Below are 22,225 nucleotides of genomic sequence, written 5' to 3' on the forward strand. Positions count from 1 at the left end.
GTTTATCTTGAAATGTTTAGTGTTTAAATTCCTGTCCGTAATAAGCATTCTTGCCGTGTTTACGTTCATAATGTTTTTTGATGAGTGAGTCTTTCAGACGTTCTGAATCAGGATTGATCTGCCTGGTGAGGTACGCCATTTCGGCAATGGTTTCCAGTACTTTGCTGTTGTAGACCGCTTTTTCAGCATTTTTTCCCCAGGTAAACGGACCGTGATTGCCGATCAGGACCATTTCTACTTCTTCCGAAGAGAGCTGTTTTTCTTTAAAGCATTCCAGAATCTGTATTCCTGTATTGTATTCGTAGTTTCCTTCAATCAGTTCATCCCGCATCGGTGGGGCGCAGGGAATATCCGTCGTAAGATGATCTGCATGGGTTGTCCCGAAAACAGGGATATCCAATTGTGCCTGTGCCCACGCCACGGAATAGATGGCATGCGTGTGGGAAATTCCACCGATATTTTCCCAGTTTTTGTACAGGTAAGCATGGGTCTTGGTATCGGAAGAAGGTCTGAGCCTGCCTTCAATGACATTGGCATCAAAGTCCAGAATCACCATATCTTCCGGCTTTAAAATGTCATAAGGGACACCGCTTGGTTTAATGGCAAAAATGCCTTTATCACGGTCTACAGCACTTACATTCCCGAAAGTATAGACCACCATCTTCAGGGCATCCAGCTGCATATTCGCTTCATAACATTCTCTTTGGAGTTCTTTATAGGTATTCATTTTGAGTATCATTCAAAAGTTTAAAATGGAAAATCAGGAGTTCTGAAGTTCTTTCCTGTTGTTTTTCAGTTTGGTATTGTATTCTACAAAATCAGCGAGCTTCTGGTATTGCTGCATTAATTCTCTGTAGTGCTGTACTTCTTCCGCTTTCGGCTGATATTCCGCTTCAAATGCGGAGCCCATTTTCATGCTTGCTTCCTGAACGGTCGGATAAATTCCTGCTGAAACAGCAGCATAAACAGCAGCCCCTAACGCGGGAGTCTGGTCCGAAGCGGCAACAACAATCGGCATATCCAGAACATTAGCGAGTGTCTGCATGATAAACGGTGATTTCCTTGCTACTCCTCCGATTCCGATCACTTTATTGATTTTCACACCTTCCTCTTCAAAACGGTCAACGATCTTCTTAGCTCCGAAGCAAATGGCATTGACTAAAGCTTTGAAAATATGAGGAGCTTTTGTTCCCAGAGAAAGCTGACTAATTGCTGCCTTAAGTTGCTGGTCTGCATCCGGTGTTCTTCTTCCGTTTACCCAGTCCAATGCAATCGGAACACTATCTGAGAGAGGAATTTTTTCTGCTTCAAGAGTCAATTCTCTGATAAGTCCGTCCTCCATTTCTTCAGCGAGCTTTGTTTTATGCTCCTCTGAAATATTTTCGGAATGTATCATCACCTGGTGAACCGGCCACATCAGGATATCTTTATACCATGCCAGCACATCTCCAAAGGCTGACTGTCCTGCTTCAAGCCCCATCAGTCCTGGAATTACGGAGCCGTCAACCTGTCCGCAGATTCCTTTAACGGTTGTATTCCCGATAGCTTCCTGTGAGGCAACCATAATATCGCAGGTAGAAGTTCCCATAATCCTGATCAGGGTATTTTCTTCCACCTTTGCTCCCACAGCGCCTGAATGGGCATCAAAAGTTCCTACGGTAATAATAGTTTTGGTGGTAAGACCTGTTTTTGCGGCCCATTCTTCATTCAGATAGCCGGCAACTTCATCTGAAGTATAGGTTTCCCTGTATAATCTTCCTCTGAGGGTTCCGAGAGAAGGATCAAGCCTGTTGAGGAATTCTTCGGAAGGCAGACCGTCCCATGATTCATGCCACATGGCTTTGTGACCGGCAGCACAACGGCTTCTTTTGAACGTGGCCAGGTCTTTATGATCTGATAAAAGATAGGTCAGATAATCACAGTGCTCCATCCAGGTGTACGCAGCATTTTTTACTTTTGCATCTTCTCTGCTGATGTGCAGTATTTTGGCCCAGAACCATTCTGAAGAGTAAATACCGCCTTCATATTTTGTATAATCTTCACCACCCCAGTTTCTCGCAAGGGTATTGATTTCTTCGGCTTCACGAATGGCAGTGTGGTCTTTCCATAAAATCATCATGGCATTGGGGTTTTCCTCAAATCCCGGAACCAGTGCCAAGGCAATTCCGTCGCTTGTTACTGGTAACGGTGAAGAGCCTGTAGTATCAATACAAATACTGACGATCTGCTCTGCCGGTATCCCGCTTTCTTTTACTATTTCTGAAATCGTTTTTTCCAGACCTTCAATATGATCTGAAGGATGCTGTCTGAAACTGTTGGCTGATGGATTACAAAATCGGCCTTCCTTCCATCTCTGGTAGTAGCTGACTGAAGAAGTTATTTCGGAACCGTTTTCAGTATCAATAAGGACGGCCCGTACGGAATCTGTACCGTAGTCCAGCCCGATAACATATTTTTTCATGGTGGTGAAACGTTTTTGATTATTGAGATTTTAAATTCTCCTGATGAGATAAAAACAAATATAAGATTCTATTTTAAATAAATGTAAAAAACACACTTATTTTTTATAACATACTATAAAACAGTTTTTTAAATTGTTTTCACCTTTAAAACAACCAAAGAATTGCCCGGAATTTCTGTTGAAATTTCACCTTTTTTAGCTTCTGAATTCTCTTCTTTGGGTTTCACAGGTTCAGCATCGAAATTATTTTCACTGGAAAGCTGCGGCGCAGACAGAAGAATTTTGGTTACTTTTTTACCGATTTTCAGAGTTTCTGGTTTGATATTTACCGTTTTAGCCTGAGTATCAGCATTGACGATTTTAATAATGATTTCATGAGTTTTCGTGTCCTTCACTGCTGTAGCATATAATTTTTCCTGGCCAGATACTGCTTTTCCGTTGCTTTCTATTTTCAGTATATCCGTTCCTTTATTGTTGGAAAATAATTTCTGAACATAATAATTCGGGGTCGCGTAGGATTTCAGATTATTGAACCAGATGAGATCGGGCGTCCACTGCCAGCCGTCAGCATGGGCAAAAAGCGGCGCGTAAGAAGTCATATACACCACATCTGCATTTCTTTCAAGACCGGTCATAAAAGCAGCTTCTGAAAGGGCCGTCAGCCAGTTATTTTTATTATCAGGTTTTACCACGCCTACAGACTGGGCTGCATATTCTCCGGCAAAGACTTTTGGCCCGGAACGGTCATACTGGTCGTATCTGTCTGCATTTTGCATAAACCATTCGGGAGAGTTGTAATAATGTTCATCTACAATCTGTGCGTTAAGCTGCTTCAACTCTTTCCATCCATATTCGAAGAACTCGCCGTCGGGTGACGGTCCACTTCCGGAGATAATCTTAATGTCAGGATATTTTGTGTGAATGGCTTTTTCAAATACTTTATAGCGTTCGATATAATCCGCTCCCCACTGTTCATTTCCCACTCCGATAAATTTTAAATTAAAAGGCTTTGGATGCCCCATTTCAGTACGGATTCTCCCCCATTTTGTTCCGGAATCTCCGTTGGCAAATTCAATCAGGTCCAGGGCATCCTGAACGTAGGGATCAAGGTCTTCCATTTTCACCAGTTCTGCGGTATTGAACTGGCAAGCCATTCCGCAGCTCAGAATAGGAACAGGTTCTGCACCCAGGTCTTCGGAAAGCTGGAAATATTCATAAAATCCTAATCCGAAAGACTGTCCGTAATCCGGTGTAAGCCTGTGCGGAAATCCTGTACTCCATTTATTGATAAGGTATTCACGGTCTGCTATATTTCCTATTGTTTTTTTCCACTGATAGCGTTCTGCCAAGGTTCTTCCTTCTACGATACAACCTCCCGGAAATCTCAAAAATCCGGGCTGCAGATCATATAATTTCTGAACTAGGTCTTTTCGCAAACCTCCTTTTCTGCCTTTCCAGGTGTCTTGTGGGAAAAGTGAGATCATATCCATATTCACAATGCCGTTTCCGGTAAATGTAATCCGCAGTTTTGCTTTTTCTACAGTTTTCGGTGCTTTGAAAACTGCTGTATACTTCTGCCATCCGTTTCTTTTTATAAGTGTGGAAACTGAAGAAATTTCCTTCCCATTTTCATCAACAAGACTTGCATTTACCGCAGCAATATTTCCTGAAACATTCTCGAGATCAAAACTGAAATCATATTGTTCTCCCTGATGAAGGCCTATTCCCCTGAATCCTTCATTCTCAAGAATATAATTTTTATCGTTCAGAACGGTAATTCTTGCGTAATTTTTATTGGTTTTGGCAGGGTCAGAATAAATGGTCAGAAACCCGGAATCCAGGTTAGGAGAAAGTGTTTTTGTGTTGGGCTGTTTCCATCCTGTAAATGGTTCGTCAAATTCAAAACTGCGGTTTTTAATCAGTTCAGCATACAATCCGCCATCTGCTGCAAAATTGATGTCTTCAAAAAAAATCCCGTACATGGTGGGCTGTATTTTAATAGGTGTAGAGGTTTCTTTCAGATCCAGGTTAAAGGTACGGACCGTATTATTCTGAGCCGAAAAAAAAGCAGCACTGAGGGAAATCGCGATGGAAAATATTTTATTTTTGGTTGTCATAGATCGTTATTTTGAAAACTAAAGCATGTCTCAATTTGTCTTGAATCAATTTTTATTTTACTGTTAATGGAATGCTTTTCAACACGGCATCATCAGAAGTTCCGCCATAAAAAATGGTATAATCGCCGGGTTTTGAAACCAGATCATCTGCTTTTTCATCATAGAAGGCAAATGAATCTTTGGAGAGGGTCAGCTGAATATTTTTTGTTTCTTTAGATCTGATTAAAGTCCTCTCAAAAGCCCTTAACGTTTTTACCGGTGCCTGGGTATCATTATTTCTTTTGATATAGACCTGAGCGACTTCTTCGCCATCCCTTTCTGAAACATTGGTTACCGGAATTGTGATCGTCACATTTTCGTTGGTATTGATAGTATTTTTGCTGAGTTTTGAATCTCCATAAACAAATTTTGAATAGCTCAGGCCATGCCCGAACGGATAAAGAGGTTTTTCCGTCATATAACGGTAGGTTCTTCCCTGCATATCATAATTCTCAAATCCTTCGTGTTTGCTTGTCTTTGAAAGAGCGTTATCCAGCTGCTCAAGGTTTTTGTAAAAGGTAATGGGTAATTTTCCTGAAGGGTTATAATCCCCTGCCAAAACATCTGCTACGGCCGTTCCTCCTGATTGTCCGCCATACCAGGCATTCAACAGGGCATCATAATTTTTCTCATCCTGTTCCAATCCCAGAGCACTTCCGGTACAAAGAACAAAAACAACAGGTTTTCCGGTTTTTCTAAGCTCCGCTAACAGTTCCCGTTGCACTTTAGGAAGGGCAATCGAAGTTTTGTCACCTCCTCTGAAGCCTTCTGCATTTACCATCATCTCTTCACCTTCCAGACTTGGAGAAAGTCCGCCTGCAAAGACAATGACGTCTGCACTTTTCACCTTTTCCCTCACCGAAGCAAAATTAACAGGGTCTTTTCTGTAGACTTCAAAGCTGATGCTTACATATTTTCCTTTTTGTGTATGACGCAGTTCTATCTGGTATTCTTTTCCTTTTTCCATTTTTACAGGAAACTCTGAAGGATGTCTTGCATCAGGTCCTTTTCTTGTTGCGATTTCTTTTCCGTCCACAAAAAGGGTATAGATATCGGAAGTGGAAGCAGAAAACACGACCTCTCCTGTGTAGGTACTTTTGAAAATCCCTGAAATGATGGCTGAGGTATTTTCTCTTCCTACATTGGGTGCAAGCCGGGTTCCTCCAAAGCTGTTGTAGCTGATGGCAGTAGAATTTACGGAAGTATTGGCCGGCTGCCCTTTGAATTCATTATTATTGAAAAACGCTACTTTCATTCCTTTCGCACCGTTTTTCTGACTGATAAAATTCTGGTATAATGACGTTCTGGAAGAAGGATCTGTGACTTCGCTTCCTTTTTCGTAGATAATTTCAGCATTCGGGAATTTGGTTTTGATTCCTTCTAAAATCGTTACAATGGAAGAAGGGGTTCCATTATAGTTTCCTAACTGCATCAATCCGTCATCAGCGTTTGGTCCTACAACGGCAATTTTTTTAATATTTCTGCTGAGAGGCAGAATATTCTTTTCGTTTTTCATCAGCACAATTGACTTTTGTGCCATTTTCAGTGCCTGCTTTTTATGTTCTTCAGAATCGACTACAGAATACGGAATGGTATTCCAGTGAACGGAAGATTTCGGATCAAGCATTCCCAGTTCAAACCAGCCTTTAAGGATTCTGCGCATCGACGCATCGATATCTTTTTCGGTAATCAGTCCGCTTGCCAGAGATTTATTCAGATTGTTATAGGTATCTCCGCATTCCAGATCCGTGGAATGTTTCAGGGCATCTGCTGCGGTTGTTTTTTCGTCAGGATGGGTGCCGTGGTATTTTTTCTGAAAGAAATCGGCCAGTGCCCAGCAGTCTGAGACTACCATTCCGTCATACTTCCATTTTCCACGGAGGATTTCAGTAAGTAAAGTATTGTTTGCACAACATGGCTGCCCGTCAAAAGCATTGTAAGCACACATTACTTCTCTTACATTCCCTTCCTGAACCAATGCTTTAAAAGCCGGCAGATAGGTCTCATACAGATCTCTTTTTGAAATTTCTGCATTGTAGGAGTGGCGGTTCCATTCCGGTCCGCTGTGTACTGCAAAATGTTTGGCACAAGCGTGGGTTTTAAAATATTTCGGGTCGTTTCCCTGCAGACCTTTTACTGCAGCAACGCCGAGAATAGAGGTAAGATAAGGGTCTTCACCATAGGTTTCCTGGCCTCTTCCCCATCTTGGGTCACGGAAAATATTGATATTGGGTGTCCAGAAGGTAAGTCCTTCGTACCGCCCTGTTTTTTGGGCTTCATCAAAAGATCTGTTGTATTTTGCCCGTGCTTCATCAGAGATCATTTCAAAAGTTTTCAAATGCTCCGGAACATCCCATGTGGCTGCCATCCCGATTGCCTGAGGAAAAACTGTGGCTGTTCCTGCTCTTGCCACTCCGTGAACTGCTTCATTCCACCATCCGTAGGCAGGAATTTCCAGACGGGGAACTGCCTGGGAATTATCCATCATCATTCCTATCTTTTCTTCTGTGGTCAATAAAGAAAGAAGGTTCTCTATTCTTTCATTAACCGGAAGATCCGGGTTTCTGAATGGGTATTTATAATGGCTCTGGGCAAAAAATAAAGGTGCTGCAAGGGTTGCACATAGGATTATTACAATTCTTTTCATAGGTATATGGTTTCAATAAAGTCCTAAGACTTTGTGGATGCTGTAATTAATGATTTTCTAACCACAGATTTCACGGATTTTCACAGATGACTGCGCATATTTCTTTATAAGAATGGGGTTAGCAAAGTCCGAAAAATGGTTGTTGATTTTGTGATTAATCATTTCAACCCACTGATTTTACAGATTTTCACGGATAATTATGTTTTCATTCTTATTTTATACAAATTGCCAGTATCATTAAACAACAATGCAATGAAAAACAAATATAACGTTCTATTTTAAATAAATGTAAATAATACACTTAAATTAAGAATAAATCCTACTTACTTTTGGTTTTCATCTACCAGATTGTGGAAATAAAGCCACCATAAGCAGTGCTCATGATGGCTTTGGACTCAATTTACTCTTTGATAAATTTTTGTTTTACGACTGTATTATTTTTTTGAGTAACCTCAATAAAGTAAATACCAGCCGGGAAATTCCCCACATTAATTTGGTTTTTCCCTGAATTTATTTTCAACCCGGTTCTGATAACGCTTCCTCTAGCATCAAAAATGATGGCAGTTGCTTCTGACAAATCAGAATCAATGAAAAGGTCTGCTTTTACCGGGTTAGGATATATTTTTATCCCTTCTTTTTTAGCTTCAGCAGAAATGTTTCTGGCACTTAACGATCCGAAATTTAAAGGAAGAACATTAGCTGAATAGGCGTTTTCTTCTGTAAGATATGCTTTGAAAGATCCTATTGCAGGTTCACTTCCGGCAGTTATTTTATAGAAGCCTGTTACTCCGTTTTCTGTTTTCAGCACATAAGCATTCGCCGGAACTTTGATGCCCTGGTAAACTCCGTTCATCTGATTCACAGTGATTGCTTTGGGTGTGGAAACATTTCCTGTACCGCTGAAAGTAATATTTCCTGTAGCATTGATGATTACCGGAGTATTTGCAGGAATGATCCCGTTTGAAATTGCGGTACAACTGATATTACTGGCATTCGGAGACATCAGATAAGCGGTAACTCCGGAAGGTATATTAGCCTGGAATGGAAGGATCAACACATCGTAACCATTAAATATACGGCTGTAAGAAGCTGTATTGGCTGTGAAGTTAAACGGCACCTGAAAATCCATACCCTGACCGGAAAGGACAAGATTTGAACAAGCTGTACCTGAAATCACATTATTGGCAGATGAACTTACGTTTGAATTCACATAATAAATGCTGTTAGAGTTAGCACTCATAGGCTGCCAGTTATTGGAGGAAGTAACTCCTGCTGCATTTCTGAAGTCTACAGAAGTGTAGTAGCCATTTTCCAGTGCATCCATCAGATAGCTGTCGCTTGCGGAATAGGTACCTCCGAATTTTGAAGCAATTTCATTACCTACATTGAAATAAACATCTCCCAGATTAAGGGTCAGTACAGAGCTGTAATTGGAATTTCTCAATCCTAAAATTCCTTTGCACCCGTCTGTAAGCACCTGTCTTGAAATATCTAAGGTGATATCGAAGTTTCCTCCCTGCGGAAAATTAATCTTGCCGTAATTATATGATTTCGTTACGCCCTGACTGTTGATGTAATATAAAGTCGTATTGTCTGAATAGCTTTGTCCCGCTGTTGTATAGCTGTTTACATGCAGGATCAGTTTATTGTACCGGTCATTAAGCTGAAGATATCCGTTAGCCGCAGTCATATTATTACTGATAAGAGGGCTTGGATTAGAGAACGTCACCGTTGTATTGCTGATATTGAATCCTGTCCCAAAAGCTGTACTGGTAGTAGTTTGTGTTTCGATTTTATTATAATGAATATCTCCGCCTGTCATCAGAGAAGCAGGTCTGTCGCTGCTTTTATTAAAAACAAATGTCATGACACTGGAAGGGCTGATATCAGCAGTAGGCCGGAATGTTGCTGTACTCAAAGAAATAGGTGTGGTAACCATATTGGATTGTGTATTGGTCAATACTTTTGTTCCTGAAGTTGTGTAAAAAGGCAAGTCAACCTTCAAGCTATACGTGTTCTGAGAAGGATTGATGACCATAAGAACAACCTGATTTCCATCCTGGGAAATATAAGAAGAGCCTTGTAAAACTCCGGTTTTGTCATCCCATTTAGCTTCTATTCTCGTTTTTCCTGTTGTGTACTTGGCATAATGTGAAAGAATATAGCCTCTTTTGGTCATTACACCTGCGGGAGTTCCGTAAGTTCCGTCACCCATTAAGCCATAATAGCGTTTGGCAGAGTAATGGATCCATGCATTGATATTACCCAATAAAGCATTGTTGACGCTGCTGGCAAAGGTAAATGCATCGGTATTCCAGCTGAAATCTCTTGCCGGCTGGGTAGATGATGAGTTCCAGTTGATCAGATATTCTGTCTGCCAGATTTCTTTGTTATAATTCTGAAATTGTTTGTAAGTAGACTGCATAAGCCCATATTGATGCCCGCCATACACTTCAAAATTAGCCATTGCTGTAGGATCCAGCAAAGCACTGGCAAAATTATCCGTAAATCCCACACTTTCCGGGGCAATCACTTTACAGTTGATAAGCTGTCCGTAATTTTTGATAAAATTAGTAATCTGTGCAGGGGTCCAGATGCATCCCTGATACTGTGCCATTTCATCCGGTTCATTTTGAATGGAGATATAATCAAGATCTACTCCATTGTTCTGGAGATAGGTAACAAAGCTGTTAAGATAAAGGGCATAATCCTGATAGTTTTCCGGCTTTAAATATCCGATCTGCTGTACTCCGTTCGCATCAGTATACACTGCATTCACATGGTTATTGGTTTTCCAGGCTGCGGGCATGGTCCAAGGCGAAGCAAAAATGGTAAGCCCCATAGATTTGGCCAACTGTGCTGTAGCCAGTACGGAACTCCAGTTGCTGCTGTTTTCGGGAATATATAATCTCATAATATTATATCCACCTTCACTGGAAGCTCCCCAAAGCGTCTGAATTTCTGATGCAGACATATGATTATAGGCAAACTGGGGACTGCATACAAATCCACCGAATCCTCTTATTTTCTGATAAGCAGTATTCTTATCAATTTTTACCGTAGTAAGCTGCCCATGCAACAGACAGCTGAAAAGCAAACATATAGAATGAATGCTGAGAAGTTTTAAAATTTTTTTCATAATGGTTTAGTTTTAGATAGTCGTGATTTTGATTGAAGACAATTAATGTAAGGGCAATAGATTCCCCATCAAGACGGTTCATTTTCAAAAACCGTCAGGAAAATACCCTGAATGATATCAGGCAGCGATCTGTTAAATAAAGTTGCTTACAAAATCATTCGCTGTTCTTTCTCTTCATTCTCTGTGAGGGAACTGTATTTCAGATTGGAATTTGAATTAAGATTAATGTTTCATAATTAAAGTGTTGTTTGTGATGAGTATCGGGCCAATCAGCGAAGCATTTCGCTTTCCGGAGCGCCCAGGTAAGAGGGTTTTAATCCTCCGGTGTTGATCAGTATCTTTTCAAGGACAATGCCGGGTTCCAGCACTCTGAAACGTAACATGTGCTTTCCAGCCTGCTGAACCGAATGCTTTGTAATAGATTTAATAATATGTTCGGACTGCCATCTTCCCAATTCTCCTTTGTAATAGCCATTGAAGTTGACAATTTGCGGAGTTTCGTTGTCAAAAGAAATTTCGTAACGCAATCCTTTATTATGATTAAAATTTAAAGTCGGAGCTAATAATAACTGGACTTCAAACTCCCCTTTTGATTCAAAATTGATATCATATTCCAGCCAGATATTTTCATCAGCTTTCGGATAGGCATTCTGTGGAAATGTTGTCACTCCCGACTTTGTTTTTCCGAAATCAGGAATCACTTCCCAATGAATCTGGTTAGAGTTGCTCATTCTTGCAAAATTTTCTGCTTCAATGGAAACATAGCCGTTTTTCTCCTGAAATATTTTTTCTTTGGGAACCTCAGCTTCAGAAATATAGGTGACTTCAGGCATTATATTTTCTTTTCCGTCTGCCCAGCTTTTATATCCTATCCTCATCTGATCCATCATATGCTTCCATTTTCCTCCGGCAATCACATTATTGTATTGATTATCCAGATAAGCGTTTCTTTCAAAACATGCCTTCACTTTATCTGCGTAGAAATTGGCTCCCGGATCTTTTTTCGCTGCCAGTTCCCTGTTTTTTGCCACAGCATAATACATTTCGTATAAATTACTGCATGCATCAATCGGATACAAAACCAACTGATAATATGCATCCTGGTACTCAGCCGGAATCTGCTCTTTTAACCGTAAAGCTTCTACGGCCAATGCTCTGTAATCATTTAAAACCGTTTCAAATTCATGGTAATTCTCTAGGCTGTACGTTTTGCTGTCAAGCGTTTCAGGAGTTACTCTTCTGTTGTATTTGGAATACAGATTAATCATCCCGGCAATTTCTTTTGCATGTTTTTCACCAAACTGCTGAGCAGCCCATTTCTCAGTATATTCCAAAAGGTTTTTAGCATTAAACTGCTTCGGATTCCAGGCCATTTCCAGGAAAAAACTGATCGGAAACTCCATAGGTTTTAAATCTCCTACATTCACGACCCAAAGCTTATCTACTTTATGTTCATAGGAAAGGTTCATCTGTTCCCAGACTCTCTGGATAGGGCTTATGTTGATCCATTTGGAGTTTCTCGGGCCACCTACATAATCGAAGTGGTAATAGATTCCATATCCTCCTTTATGCAAAGGCTTTGAAAGGTCCGGAAGCTTTCTTACATTTCCCCAGTTATCATCACAGAAAAGCAGAATAACATCATCCGGAACCCTCATTCCTTTATCATAATAGTCCTGAACTTCTTTATACAATGCCCAGACCTGAGGTGTTTTCTCAGCTTTTTTTCCGGTAACCTCAGCGATGATTTTACGCTGGTCTTTTACAATTTTCTCCAGCAGGGAAATATTGGTTCCCTCTCCCATTGCTTCGTCACCATCACCCCGCATTCCTACTGTAACGAGTTTTTCCCAGTTTTTGCTTCTCTCCATTCCGGATTTCCAGAATTTTTGTAAAACTTCCGCATTTTTGGCATAATCCCAGACATTCGGGAGATTATTTTTTTTGATATACCTGTGCCAATCGGTTTGTGCCAAAGCCATAGGCTCATGGTGGGAAGTTCCCATGACAATACCCATTTCATTGGCTAACGGCCCGCTAAGAGGATCATCGTCATAGAATGCCTTTCCCCACATTGCCGGCCAGATATAGTTTCCTTTGAGTCGCAGGATCAACTCAAAAACTTTTTCATAAAACTTACTGTTTACTCCACCAAAGGTTGCTCTGGCCCAGCCTCCCAACGAGGGCTCTTCATCATTAAGGAAAATACCACGATACTCTACAGCAGGCTCTCCGTCTGTATAAATTCCTTTTTTAAAGTATACATTTTCTTTTTTCTCAACCGGAACGTCAGCCCAATAATACCATGGTGAAACACCTATCTGCTTAGACATTTCATAAATTCCATAAATTGTTCCCCTTTTATCACTACCTGCAATCACAATGGCTTCGGAAACGCCCGGAAAAGGATTGCTGATATTCTGAATGATATATTTTTCTCTTTTCCCTGTTAATGCTTTTCCATCCAGCTTTTTTTGACGAATTAAATCATCAATGGTCTTGCTTTTACCTGCTTCACCAATAATGATGATCATTCCGTTCACACCAGAGTTTTGGGAAACCAGATTAGGCTGAACACCAGTTACTTTTTGAAAATCAGATTGAAGATTCGCAACGGCACGCAGAATTCCTTTATCCGAATCGCTGTCTGAAAAAAGCATCAAACCTGAATTGCGTTCTTTCAATACCATCGAATTTTCTGTCTTAGCAAAAGAAATAAATGGTTCGGTTGCTTTTACAAAAAATATAAACAACAACGTAAGAAACAGCGAAATGTTTTTTGTAAAATTCATACTATATCTTTTTGATTTTAATTTTTAAATAAGTTCAGATCCACAAATTCTCCCATTCTCCTGTAGCCGGCCTCATTGGGATGAAGAAAATCATGATCGTGCATATCGTTTAAGATGACTTCCGGATTTTCACTTTGCATTTGTTTTGCAAAATCGATGACGGCATCAAATTTTCCGCTGTTTCTTATCCAGTCATTTACTTTTTTCCAGGCCTCGATACGGAAAGGTTTGTCATAGAACGACTTTCCAAAAGGAAGAATTGTTGCTCCGTACACTTTGATTCCGTTAGCATGTGCCTTATTGATCATCACCTGGTAAGCGGCAATCAGTTCTTCTATTCTTTTGGAGGCATCATCAGCATCTCTTGTTCCTCCCAGATCATTCACTCCTTCCAGAATGATCAGCCATTTTACGCCCTGCTGATTGAGGATGTTATAATCGAAACGGTCTAATGCTGTAGGACCCAAACCGCCACGCACCACACAATTCCCACCAATCCCGAAATTAAGGACACTTACATTCCTGGTTGAAGGATTCGCCAGTAACCGCTGCGAAAAAATATCCGGCCAGCGATTCTGTTTATTGGTTCCCGATCCTCTTCCGTCGGTAATGGAATTTCCCATAATAGCGACCGCATACGAGGGTTCACCTGTCTTTACATCGATGTTAGAAAGCGAATACCAATGATCTGTTTTTACAGGATTTTTAAATATAGCAGCACTCGCTTGCACACCTTTAACAATAAAAGAGGTTGTTCTTGAACCCGGATGTCCGGTGACAGATTGGGTTACTTTTGTATAGGAAATTGTAATAGCCAGTAACGAATTAGGCTTCAGGTTAAAGTTTACTTCATCAGAATAAATATCAGATCCGGGAGCAATTTTAAAACTGTTTTTCTTCTCAAACGTTAATGATCTGATGGTAGCTGCATCCACATTGCTGCTATCGGACGGAACAGCAATGGAAACCGCTTTTACCGCCAGACTATCCATGGAATACTTGTTGGAAAAACGTAACCGCAATTTTTTCCCACCTACAGATACACGCACAATCTGACGCAGGGTATTCCCCGAAAGCCCCGGTTCCGGCGGAAGGTTTTTAGGTTCTACCAATTGGGGAGCTGTTGCCCAGGTAGTGAGCCATTGGCCTTTGGATGATTGCTTCTCCAAACTCTGGGAGGAAGAGCAGGAAGCCAAAAATCCCGAAATGATGAAGAGGTATAAGTTTTTGAAGCGCATTTTTCCTTTTTTTGTTTATCAATCTTTAATTTCTTACTACAAATCCTCCGTTCGGCTGAATTTCAATCGTAAAGTCCCCTTTTTCATTTACTTTCACTTCTTTTTCTGATGAATTTCCCTGCGCATCATCATTAATGAATCTAACTGTTTTCCCTGCAAACATCGGAAGCTTTATTTTCAGTTTTTGGGATTGCTTCTCAGCATTTACACCAGCCACATACCATTGATCCGCATGTCTTCTCGCAACCACGGCATACTTCCCGGGATAGCCGTCTATGAAGACTGTTTCATCCCAAAGTGTCGGAACTTCTTTCATAAAGCTGAGCTGAAATTCCGGAGCATCGGTCAGATTATTCGGCATGATGCCAAACATCTGAACGGGATTCTGAAACAGGACTGCTGTAGCCAGCTGAAAGCCATCTGTGGTATGCCTTTTATTTTTGTCTCTGTTGGATTCCGTTAAATACGTATTGAGGAAAGTACCTCCGAATTCCATACTTCCCACTGTATTTCTGATGAAAGGATGAAGTGTGGCAAAAAAAGCTTCCTGTTTCCGTACATCTTCTGAGAAATAAAGCATTTCTGAGGCAAGAACGGCTTCGCTTCCTACATAATTCGGGTACATTACTTCCCAGCCTCTCGGTACAGTGGCTCCATGGAAAATAATGGTTAATCCGTAATCATTGGCATCCGACAGAATATCTTCGTAAAGACGCATGGTTTCCTGTTTGTCTCCTCCGAAGAAATCCACTTTCAGTCCTTTTACGCCTAATTCTTTCAGCCATTTCATTTCCTTTTTCCGTTCAACGGATGAACTCATTTTATTTCTCGGTCCCATGGGTGCATCATTCGCAGCACCGTTGGAATTATACCAGAGTAATACCCCGACATTTTTAGATTTTGCATATTGAATAAGCTCTTTCATGCGGTCTTTTCCTATGTTTTTATCCCAAAGCGCATCCATAAGAATAAACTGATATTTCAGCGCAGCAGCAAGGTCTATGAATTTCACCTGATCATCATAGTTCATACTGTTATCCTGCCACAGAATCCAGCTCCAGGTAGATTTTCCGAACTGATACTTCTGTGAAGGCTCATACATCGGATCTACCACATCAAAAGGAATGGTAGTTTCTACGATGGGTTTCAGGGAGCTGCCTACTGTAATTGTTCTCCACGGTGTCTTTCCGGGAAGAGAAACGGCTGCTCCGGTACTTCCGAAACCGTTATTTTCAGCAATGCTCGGATATGCTACTTTGTAAAGGCTTTTTTCTGCTGTGGTTTCAAGGTGTGAGGCACAATATGTACTGTTCACTCCTGTCTCAGAAAGTAATACCCAGCCTTCATTTCCGATATGGAACAGACCCGGGAAAACGTATCCATAATCGGATGGTATTCCCAGCTCAGCATCAGCTTTATAACCACTTTCATAACTTGGCGCTGTGCGGGCAAAACCTGTCATCGGTTTCATCATAGGTGAAAGAAAAGTAGTAGTCTGTGACGGAAATCTGTACCCTGTGGTTTCTGACTGTACCACAACACTCAGCCGTTCTTTCATCGGTGGAATATTGTAACGGAAAGCAATATTGTTGTTGCTGACCTGAAATTCAATGCTTATTTGATGCTGATCTGCATTGATGAAATTAACCGATAAAGTATTGGCTTTGTAATCAATCTCAGATTTTTTGATTTTTTCGTTCGTATATTTCTTAGAAATGATATCTTTTTTGCTGTCCACAAATTTCAGATCCTTTGAAAAATCGGACTCATTGGTTACCAAACCCAGCGGGGATTTTTCAAGCATTGCTTTTCCCTGAAGGATAACATTATACGATGCTTTTCCCCCTTCTGAAAAAACCTGAAGCTTCAGGTGTCCATCCGGACTTGAAATCTCTGCTACCTGTGCAAAACCTTTGCTGATCAGAAACAGGCTGAATACGATATATAAAATTTTTTTTCTCATAACTCATTATTTTCAAGAAAGGTCCAGTAATCGAAATACATAATATCTGTTGAGGCTTTTCCATTGAATACAAAATACAGATCATGAATGCCGGTAATTTTTTCAGTCAACTGAACTTTTACGGTTTCCCAGCGGTCATCACCGCCCGTCAGCGGAACCTTTACCGTTGCAGCAACCGGTCCGTTCACAGCATCCAAATGAATGGTCATTGTGACGTCACTGTTATGGGTAGTTCCGACCCTTGCAGAAAAAGAACTAGCTCCTTTTTTCCGGAAATCAACGTTCTTTACACTGGTATACGCTCCATTTTTCTTTGCTTTGATGAAAACACCAACCTCTTTATTCTGATAGGATTTTACATTTTCCGACCAGGCAATCATTTCTGCCTGATTGAATGAATAAGGATTAACTGTTGCGATAGCTTTTGTAATTCCGTTAGTCATTTTAAATGGCGAAATGGATCCGTCTTTATTGAAGGTAACCTCTTCCAGACTTACTGATCTTGTAAACCCGCTTCCGCCCGGCAATGCACCATTGTGATAAAAGAAATAGGTTTTCCCCCGGAAATCAATAACACCGGGATGATTGGTGAATGACTTCCCTTCCGTAGGCATAACAATTCCTCCATATTTCCAGGGTCCCTGTGCTGTTTTACCTGTAGAATAGCCTATGAATTCAGGAAGCGGACCACCTGGCCAGAAAAGATAATACAGGTTTTTCCTTTTGTACAGCCACGGGCCTTCCTCGTATTTTGTGGGTCTTTCCTGGTTAGGTTTTCCGTCCCTTTTTCCAAATGATTCTTCGATCATCGGAACTTCTGTAATATTTCCGGAATAGGAGATCATATCTTCATTCAGCTTTACGTATTTTAATTTAGGATTTCCCCAATACATATGAGCCTGTCCGTCATCATCCACAAAAACGGTGGGATCAATATCTCCCCATTCGCTCTGAACAAGAGGTTTTCCCAGCGGATCATGAAAAGGCCCCAACGGACTGTCGCCAACGGCAACCCCTATAGCGCCTTTATTATTGGTTTTGGACCACATCGGAACGTATAAAAAAACTTTCCGTTTCTTTCTAAACATTGTGCGGCCCAGGCATCGCGTTTTGCCCAGTCGAAATCTTTATAGGAAAGAATTGTTCCGTGATCTGTCCAGTTGACCATATCATTGGTGGAATACACTTTCCAGTCGTTCATGGTAAACCAGGTGGAGTCATCCTCATCGTGTGTGGTATACACGTACAGCCTGTCATTGTACACCATTGGTGCTGGGTCTGCAGTGTAATTGGTCTGAATAATAGGGTTCTGCGCAGTTCCCATTGAAAATAAACCTATCAGCGGAATGAAACTTATATGTATTGTACGGATATTCATAGAAATTTGGATTTAAAAGCTTAATCCTGTATTTATTGTGACTTCAGAATACGATTGACCTCGTCCTGATTGACAGGTTTGAAAAGCAACTGTGAGAACAGATACAGATCATTTTTCCACACTTTGAAATCGTGACCGCCCGGTTCTATATAAAAAATATGGGGAATTTTATTGTCTGTAAGATAGTCACTCGTTCTTTTACTGAAAGGCATTAGCCTGTCCTGGTCTCCGCATGAGATCCAGAGAAGTTGTAAATCTTTAGCTTTGGATGGATCCGGGAGAAGAACTTGAGGTTCTTTTGTATTTGGAGCTGCGGAAAAGGCTCCCACCCATGCGAACTTATCGATATTTCCCAGTCCGAAATTCAGGGTCTGTCCACCACCCATGGAAAGTCCGGCAATCGCTCTGTCAGTTCTGTTTTTTTTAATAGGATATTTTTTTTCTACAAAGGGAATCAGATCATTCAGTAGGTCTTTTTCAAAGGTTGCAAAAGCTTCTACTTTATCCTTTGCCATGATGTCTCCGGTTGCCCTGTCGTCCATCATCGCCCGGCCGTTGGGAAGTACAACGATCATGGGAGAAAGTTTTCCTTTGGCATAGAGATTATCTAAAATAATTTGCGGAGTTCCATTTTTAAACCACTCTTTTTCATCTCCTCCAATACCGTGTAGCAGATATAGAACGGGATATTGAGCACCTTTTTTATATCCGGGAGGCGTATATACCAAAGCTTTACGTGTAGTTCCAACCGTTGCCGAAGAATACTGTATAGTATCAATTTTTCCGTGTGGAATTTCCTTTTTTTCTGTATCGAAATCCTGTGGTACTTTTTTATCAAAAACCTGTGCAGAAATAAAAACTCCTGACAGCATGAAACCTAATGCTAATACAACTGACTTATTCATGATTTTTATTTGTAGTTTTAACACTTATTATCTCAGTTAAAAAAATAATAGCGTATTATTTTTTTGCTTATTTATCACACATTTTCTTTGCTTCTGCTTATTATTTTCCAGTTTCATTGATCCTAAAAAAATCAACATCTACGAAACCTCCGGCATTTTTAGTGGCATAATTGAAAACTGCGAATTTGGATCCCATAAAAAATCTCCGGTAATCAAAGATCATTTTGTAGTCTTTTGCCATTTCGGTCCATTTCTTCTGATCGGTACTGTAATAAAAGTCTGCAAGATCTTTCCCGAGGTTGAAATCAGCATCAATACGGAGAAAAACCGTATCCGAATTGAGAGGAATCCGTTTTTTCTCTTCTTTTTTAACTCCTGTAATCGCTTTGGTTTTGCTTTCCAGGCTTACTTCATTTGCTGAAAAAACAATGAATTTTTCTTTACCTTCCTTTACTACTGACAAAATCCCGGAATCCCCGTTGAAGGCGCTGAAACCTGCAACATCTCCATCTTTCATTCCTTTGAGATCCATTGCTACAACCGCTGAAGAGACCGGACCTTCCATTCTTTGAGTTAAAGTATTGGGTGCTGCGTACAGATTATCTACTACCCTACTGGTTTTCAGTCTCAGAAAGCCTTTTCTTTCGGATAAAGACCAGGCTTCATTCACCGGATTATGATTCCATTGCCACTGGATTTTCATTGTTTTATCAGAGAACTCATCGCTTTCTACAAGATGATTTTTTGCTTTGAATAGCGGAAGCGGAACTTCTCCCTTCAGAGGAACTTTTCCGTTATCTCCCAGTACCGGCCAGTCATTTTCCCATTGTACGGGAAGCAGCAGCGGAACACGTCCTACTCCATTTCTGTCCTGAAAAATAAGAGAATACCAGTTTCCGTTTTTATCATCAATCAAAGCGCCCTGACCTGCGTAAGAGACCCCTAAAAAATTGTCTTCCAAAACGACTTTTTTCTCGTAAGGGCCTATCACTTTATCTGCTCTGTAGACGACCTGGCGGCGTTTTCCGTTTTTGGGCCAGGATATCATCATCATATAATATTTCCCGTTTCTTTTGATGATCTGATTGCCTTCCAGAAGTCCGGTTTCCGAAGCATCTTTCTGAAATACCTCAGTTCCATCCGGATTTCCGATCACTTCTTTAAAATCGGGGCTCAGTTCAAAAACTTTGTTGGAAGTGAAAACATATATTCTGTTATCGTCATCAAAAAACAGTGAAGCATCATGAAAATGCTGTGTTCTGGTGATCAGCTTCCATTTTCCTTTTTCAGGATCATCAGTCACATAGAAATAAGATTTGAAAGGTTCATCATTCGGAGAGAATAAAACGTAATATTTTCCTTTATGATAACGGATTGAAGAAGCCCATTGACCTCTGCCGTAAACGGTTCCGTTCAATAAATCATATTTCGAGTTGTCATTCAAAGTATCGAAAACATAACCAGACATTTCCCAATGTACCAAATCCCTGGAATGCATTACCGGAGCTCCCGGCATCAGATGCATGGTGGTACTGATCAGGTAAAAATCGTTTCCGTTTCTGGTAATGGATAAATCCGGTGCATCTGCCCAGATGATGGGATTGGTAAATGCAGTACTCTGTTTTCCGGAAGGATTTACCTGGGCTGAAAGAAGATTCAGCCCGATAAATCCCAATAAAGAAACTATATAAGATTTTTTGATTTTCAAGGTTTTGATATTTTGGTTCGATTTAATTCTTTACAATCTTAAAAGGAACACTTCGACAAGCTCAGTGTGACATTGCTAATACTAACTTAATTCGGTACAATATCATTGGAAGATGTACTGTAAAGCCCGATAAGGCTTCCTGTAAAGCCTCCCGCTACATCAGTAGAAAGAATATCTCCTGAAACCGGTCCTCCCAAATTTTTATAATTCGTGCCATCCAGTGAATAATTAAAGCTATGTTCATCTTTATCGGCAACAACCTGCAGTTTAACCGGTTTGGATAATGAAATCTTCTCGCTGGCGATCAGCTTTGATTGTCCTTTTTCTGTTCTTTCCAATACGATGTAGAAATCTTTATCTTTTTTCGTGATTCCAAAAACATAATTGAATGTTTCGCTTTGGTAGAGGGTAATTCCAGCCAATTCTTTTTGCGATTTTGGTTTATAATCCAGGGTTACGGAAGTTTCGAAGTCTTCGTGCTGTAATCTGTGGAACAAAGATGAAATCGGAGCCAACGCTTTGATGTTCGTTTCCATTGGATTCACTTTTACACCATTTTTTGTTGCAGTAATGAAGTTTTCACGAGGTCCGCGCATGGCAATCCATCGGTAGTCAAGGTTTTTATCGGTCAGCTTATCAGCATAAGTAAAGTTTCCATTGGGTAAAAATCCGTTTTGTCCGTTTTGATTCTGAACTCCAGCAGGTAATTTCAGTTTTGGTTTCATTGGAACCAGCCCGTTTTGGAAAACCGGGTATTTTCCGCTCCAGTCAACTGGAAGGATGAATGTTTCACGGCCTTTGTTGACTCTGTTTTTCTCGTTCGGACGTATTGCCAGAAATACTCCATAATATTGGCCTTCCGGTGTTTCTACCAGATCTGCATGACCTGCCCAGTCTACTTTTTCCTTTCGGTCTTTTGGGAAATAGCGCTGCGTCAGAATCGGATTATTATCAGCTGGAACGTAAGGTCCTTTGGGAGAATCGGACATAAAAATAACTTCACTGTGATTACCACCGGTTCCTCCTTCTGCACACATCAGGTAATATTTGCCATTCTTTTTGTAAATATGAGGCCCTTCAATCCAGATGGGTTTTTGGGAAAGGTCTACACCTCCGTTTACAATAATTTTATCCGAACCCGGAACTACCTGGTCTTTTTCGAGATCATAATCCCACATCTTAATCACACGGTGGCCGTTGTACTGCTCGCTACCTTGTGGTGGAGCATCATTATGAACGATATATGCTTTTCCATCATCATCAAAGAAAATAGCAGGATCAATACCTTCAAAATTGAGTTTCTGCACTTCGCTCCATCCTTTTGCTGGATCTTTGGTTTTTACGACCATATTTCCAATACCACCTGCAAACTGGGTAGTGATCATATAAAAAGTATCGTTGTGCTGATTGTATTTGATGTCCGGGGCATAAATTCCATGGGAAACGCCTGAATTTTCAACCTTAAGCTGTGAAGGTCTGTCCAAAACGTGCCCTACCTGTTTCCAGTTCACAAGATCTTTAGAAGTAAAAATAGGAACTCCCGGAAACATTGAAAATGAAGAGTTTACGAGATAGTAATCTTCGCCTTTTCTGGTAATACTGGGATCGGGATAACAGCCCTGAAGAATCGGGGAATAAAATTCGTCTGGTTTAAGAGGGTTATCATTGTATATTTTATCGTTTCCACGGTAATTGAAGTCTGAGAAAGTCTGGGCAGAAATAGTAGTCACCGAGAGCAAAGCTGCTGCTGCAAGGATATTCGTTTTATTCCTGAAAAAAGCTAAATTCATTATATTCTGTTTCATTGTTATTCTTTTTTTATAGTTTTTAAAATGTAT

The 22,225-nt window shown here is 40.6% G+C and carries 12 protein-coding genes and 1 pseudogene; all 13 read right to left on the minus strand.

Annotation, left to right across the window (positions count from 1 at the left end):
* Positions 1-16: 16 nt before the first annotated feature.
* Positions 17-727 (minus strand): L-ribulose-5-phosphate 4-epimerase, encoded by a 711-nt coding sequence (locus KBP46_RS03920; protein ID WP_216444685.1) that lies wholly within the window; start codon positions 725-727, stop codon positions 17-19.
* 33 nt (positions 728-760) lie between these two features.
* A complete protein-coding gene (locus KBP46_RS03925; protein ID WP_216444686.1) occupies positions 761-2,461 on the minus strand; it encodes a ribulokinase in 1,701 nt (566 codons plus the stop codon).
* A 128-nt stretch (positions 2,462-2,589) separates the two neighbouring features.
* The gene (locus KBP46_RS03930) at positions 2,590-4,578 is read right to left on the minus strand and encodes an alpha-L-arabinofuranosidase C-terminal domain-containing protein (protein ID WP_216444687.1); all 1,989 of its coding nucleotides are present in this window, start codon (positions 4,576-4,578) and stop codon (positions 2,590-2,592) included.
* Positions 4,579-4,630: 52 nt separating this feature from the next.
* Complete coding sequence (locus KBP46_RS03935; RefSeq protein WP_216444688.1) at positions 4,631-7,264, minus strand: glycoside hydrolase family 3 protein; 2,634 nt, start codon at positions 7,262-7,264, stop codon at positions 4,631-4,633.
* A 400-nt stretch (positions 7,265-7,664) separates the two neighbouring features.
* The gene (locus tag KBP46_RS03940; protein ID WP_216444689.1) at positions 7,665-10,403 is read right to left on the minus strand and encodes a T9SS type A sorting domain-containing protein; all 2,739 of its coding nucleotides are present in this window, start codon (positions 10,401-10,403) and stop codon (positions 7,665-7,667) included.
* Between the two features lie 269 nt (positions 10,404-10,672).
* Positions 10,673-13,195: a glycosyl hydrolase 115 family protein gene (locus KBP46_RS03945; protein WP_216444690.1), complete on the minus strand. Its 2,523-nt coding sequence runs from the start codon at positions 13,193-13,195 to the stop codon at positions 10,673-10,675.
* A 17-nt stretch (positions 13,196-13,212) separates the two neighbouring features.
* Positions 13,213-14,433: an SGNH/GDSL hydrolase family protein gene (locus KBP46_RS03950; RefSeq protein ID WP_216444691.1), complete on the minus strand. Its 1,221-nt coding sequence runs from the start codon at positions 14,431-14,433 to the stop codon at positions 13,213-13,215.
* 25 nt (positions 14,434-14,458) lie between these two features.
* Positions 14,459-16,396, minus strand: a complete 1,938-nt coding sequence (locus tag KBP46_RS03955; RefSeq protein WP_216444692.1) for a glycoside hydrolase family 97 protein — start codon at positions 16,394-16,396, stop codon at positions 14,459-14,461.
* Positions 16,393-16,839 carry a carbohydrate-binding protein gene (locus tag KBP46_RS24100; RefSeq protein ID WP_367397898.1) on the minus strand — a complete coding sequence of 149 codons (447 nt, stop codon included), beginning with the start codon at positions 16,837-16,839 and terminating at the stop codon, positions 16,393-16,395. The genes KBP46_RS03955 and KBP46_RS24100 overlap by 4 nt, the downstream gene beginning before the upstream one ends.
* 75 nt (positions 16,840-16,914) lie before the next feature.
* Positions 16,915-17,774: pseudogene (locus KBP46_RS24105) on the minus strand (glycoside hydrolase family 43 protein); the annotation flags it as partial.
* A 32-nt stretch (positions 17,775-17,806) separates the two neighbouring features.
* Positions 17,807-18,679: an esterase family protein gene (locus tag KBP46_RS03965; protein ID WP_216444693.1), complete on the minus strand. Its 873-nt coding sequence runs from the start codon at positions 18,677-18,679 to the stop codon at positions 17,807-17,809.
* Between the two features lie 100 nt (positions 18,680-18,779).
* Positions 18,780-20,387: a glycoside hydrolase 43 family protein gene (locus KBP46_RS03970; RefSeq protein WP_216444694.1), complete on the minus strand. Its 1,608-nt coding sequence runs from the start codon at positions 20,385-20,387 to the stop codon at positions 18,780-18,782.
* 86 nt (positions 20,388-20,473) lie between these two features.
* The gene (locus KBP46_RS03975; RefSeq protein WP_123278299.1) at positions 20,474-22,192 is read right to left on the minus strand and encodes a glycoside hydrolase family 43 protein; all 1,719 of its coding nucleotides are present in this window, start codon (positions 22,190-22,192) and stop codon (positions 20,474-20,476) included.
* Between the last annotated feature and the right edge of the window lie 33 nt (positions 22,193-22,225).

This window comes from Chryseobacterium sp. PCH239 (assembly GCF_018924625.1).
GTDB classification, from domain to species: domain Bacteria; phylum Bacteroidota; class Bacteroidia; order Flavobacteriales; family Weeksellaceae; genus Chryseobacterium; species Chryseobacterium cucumeris.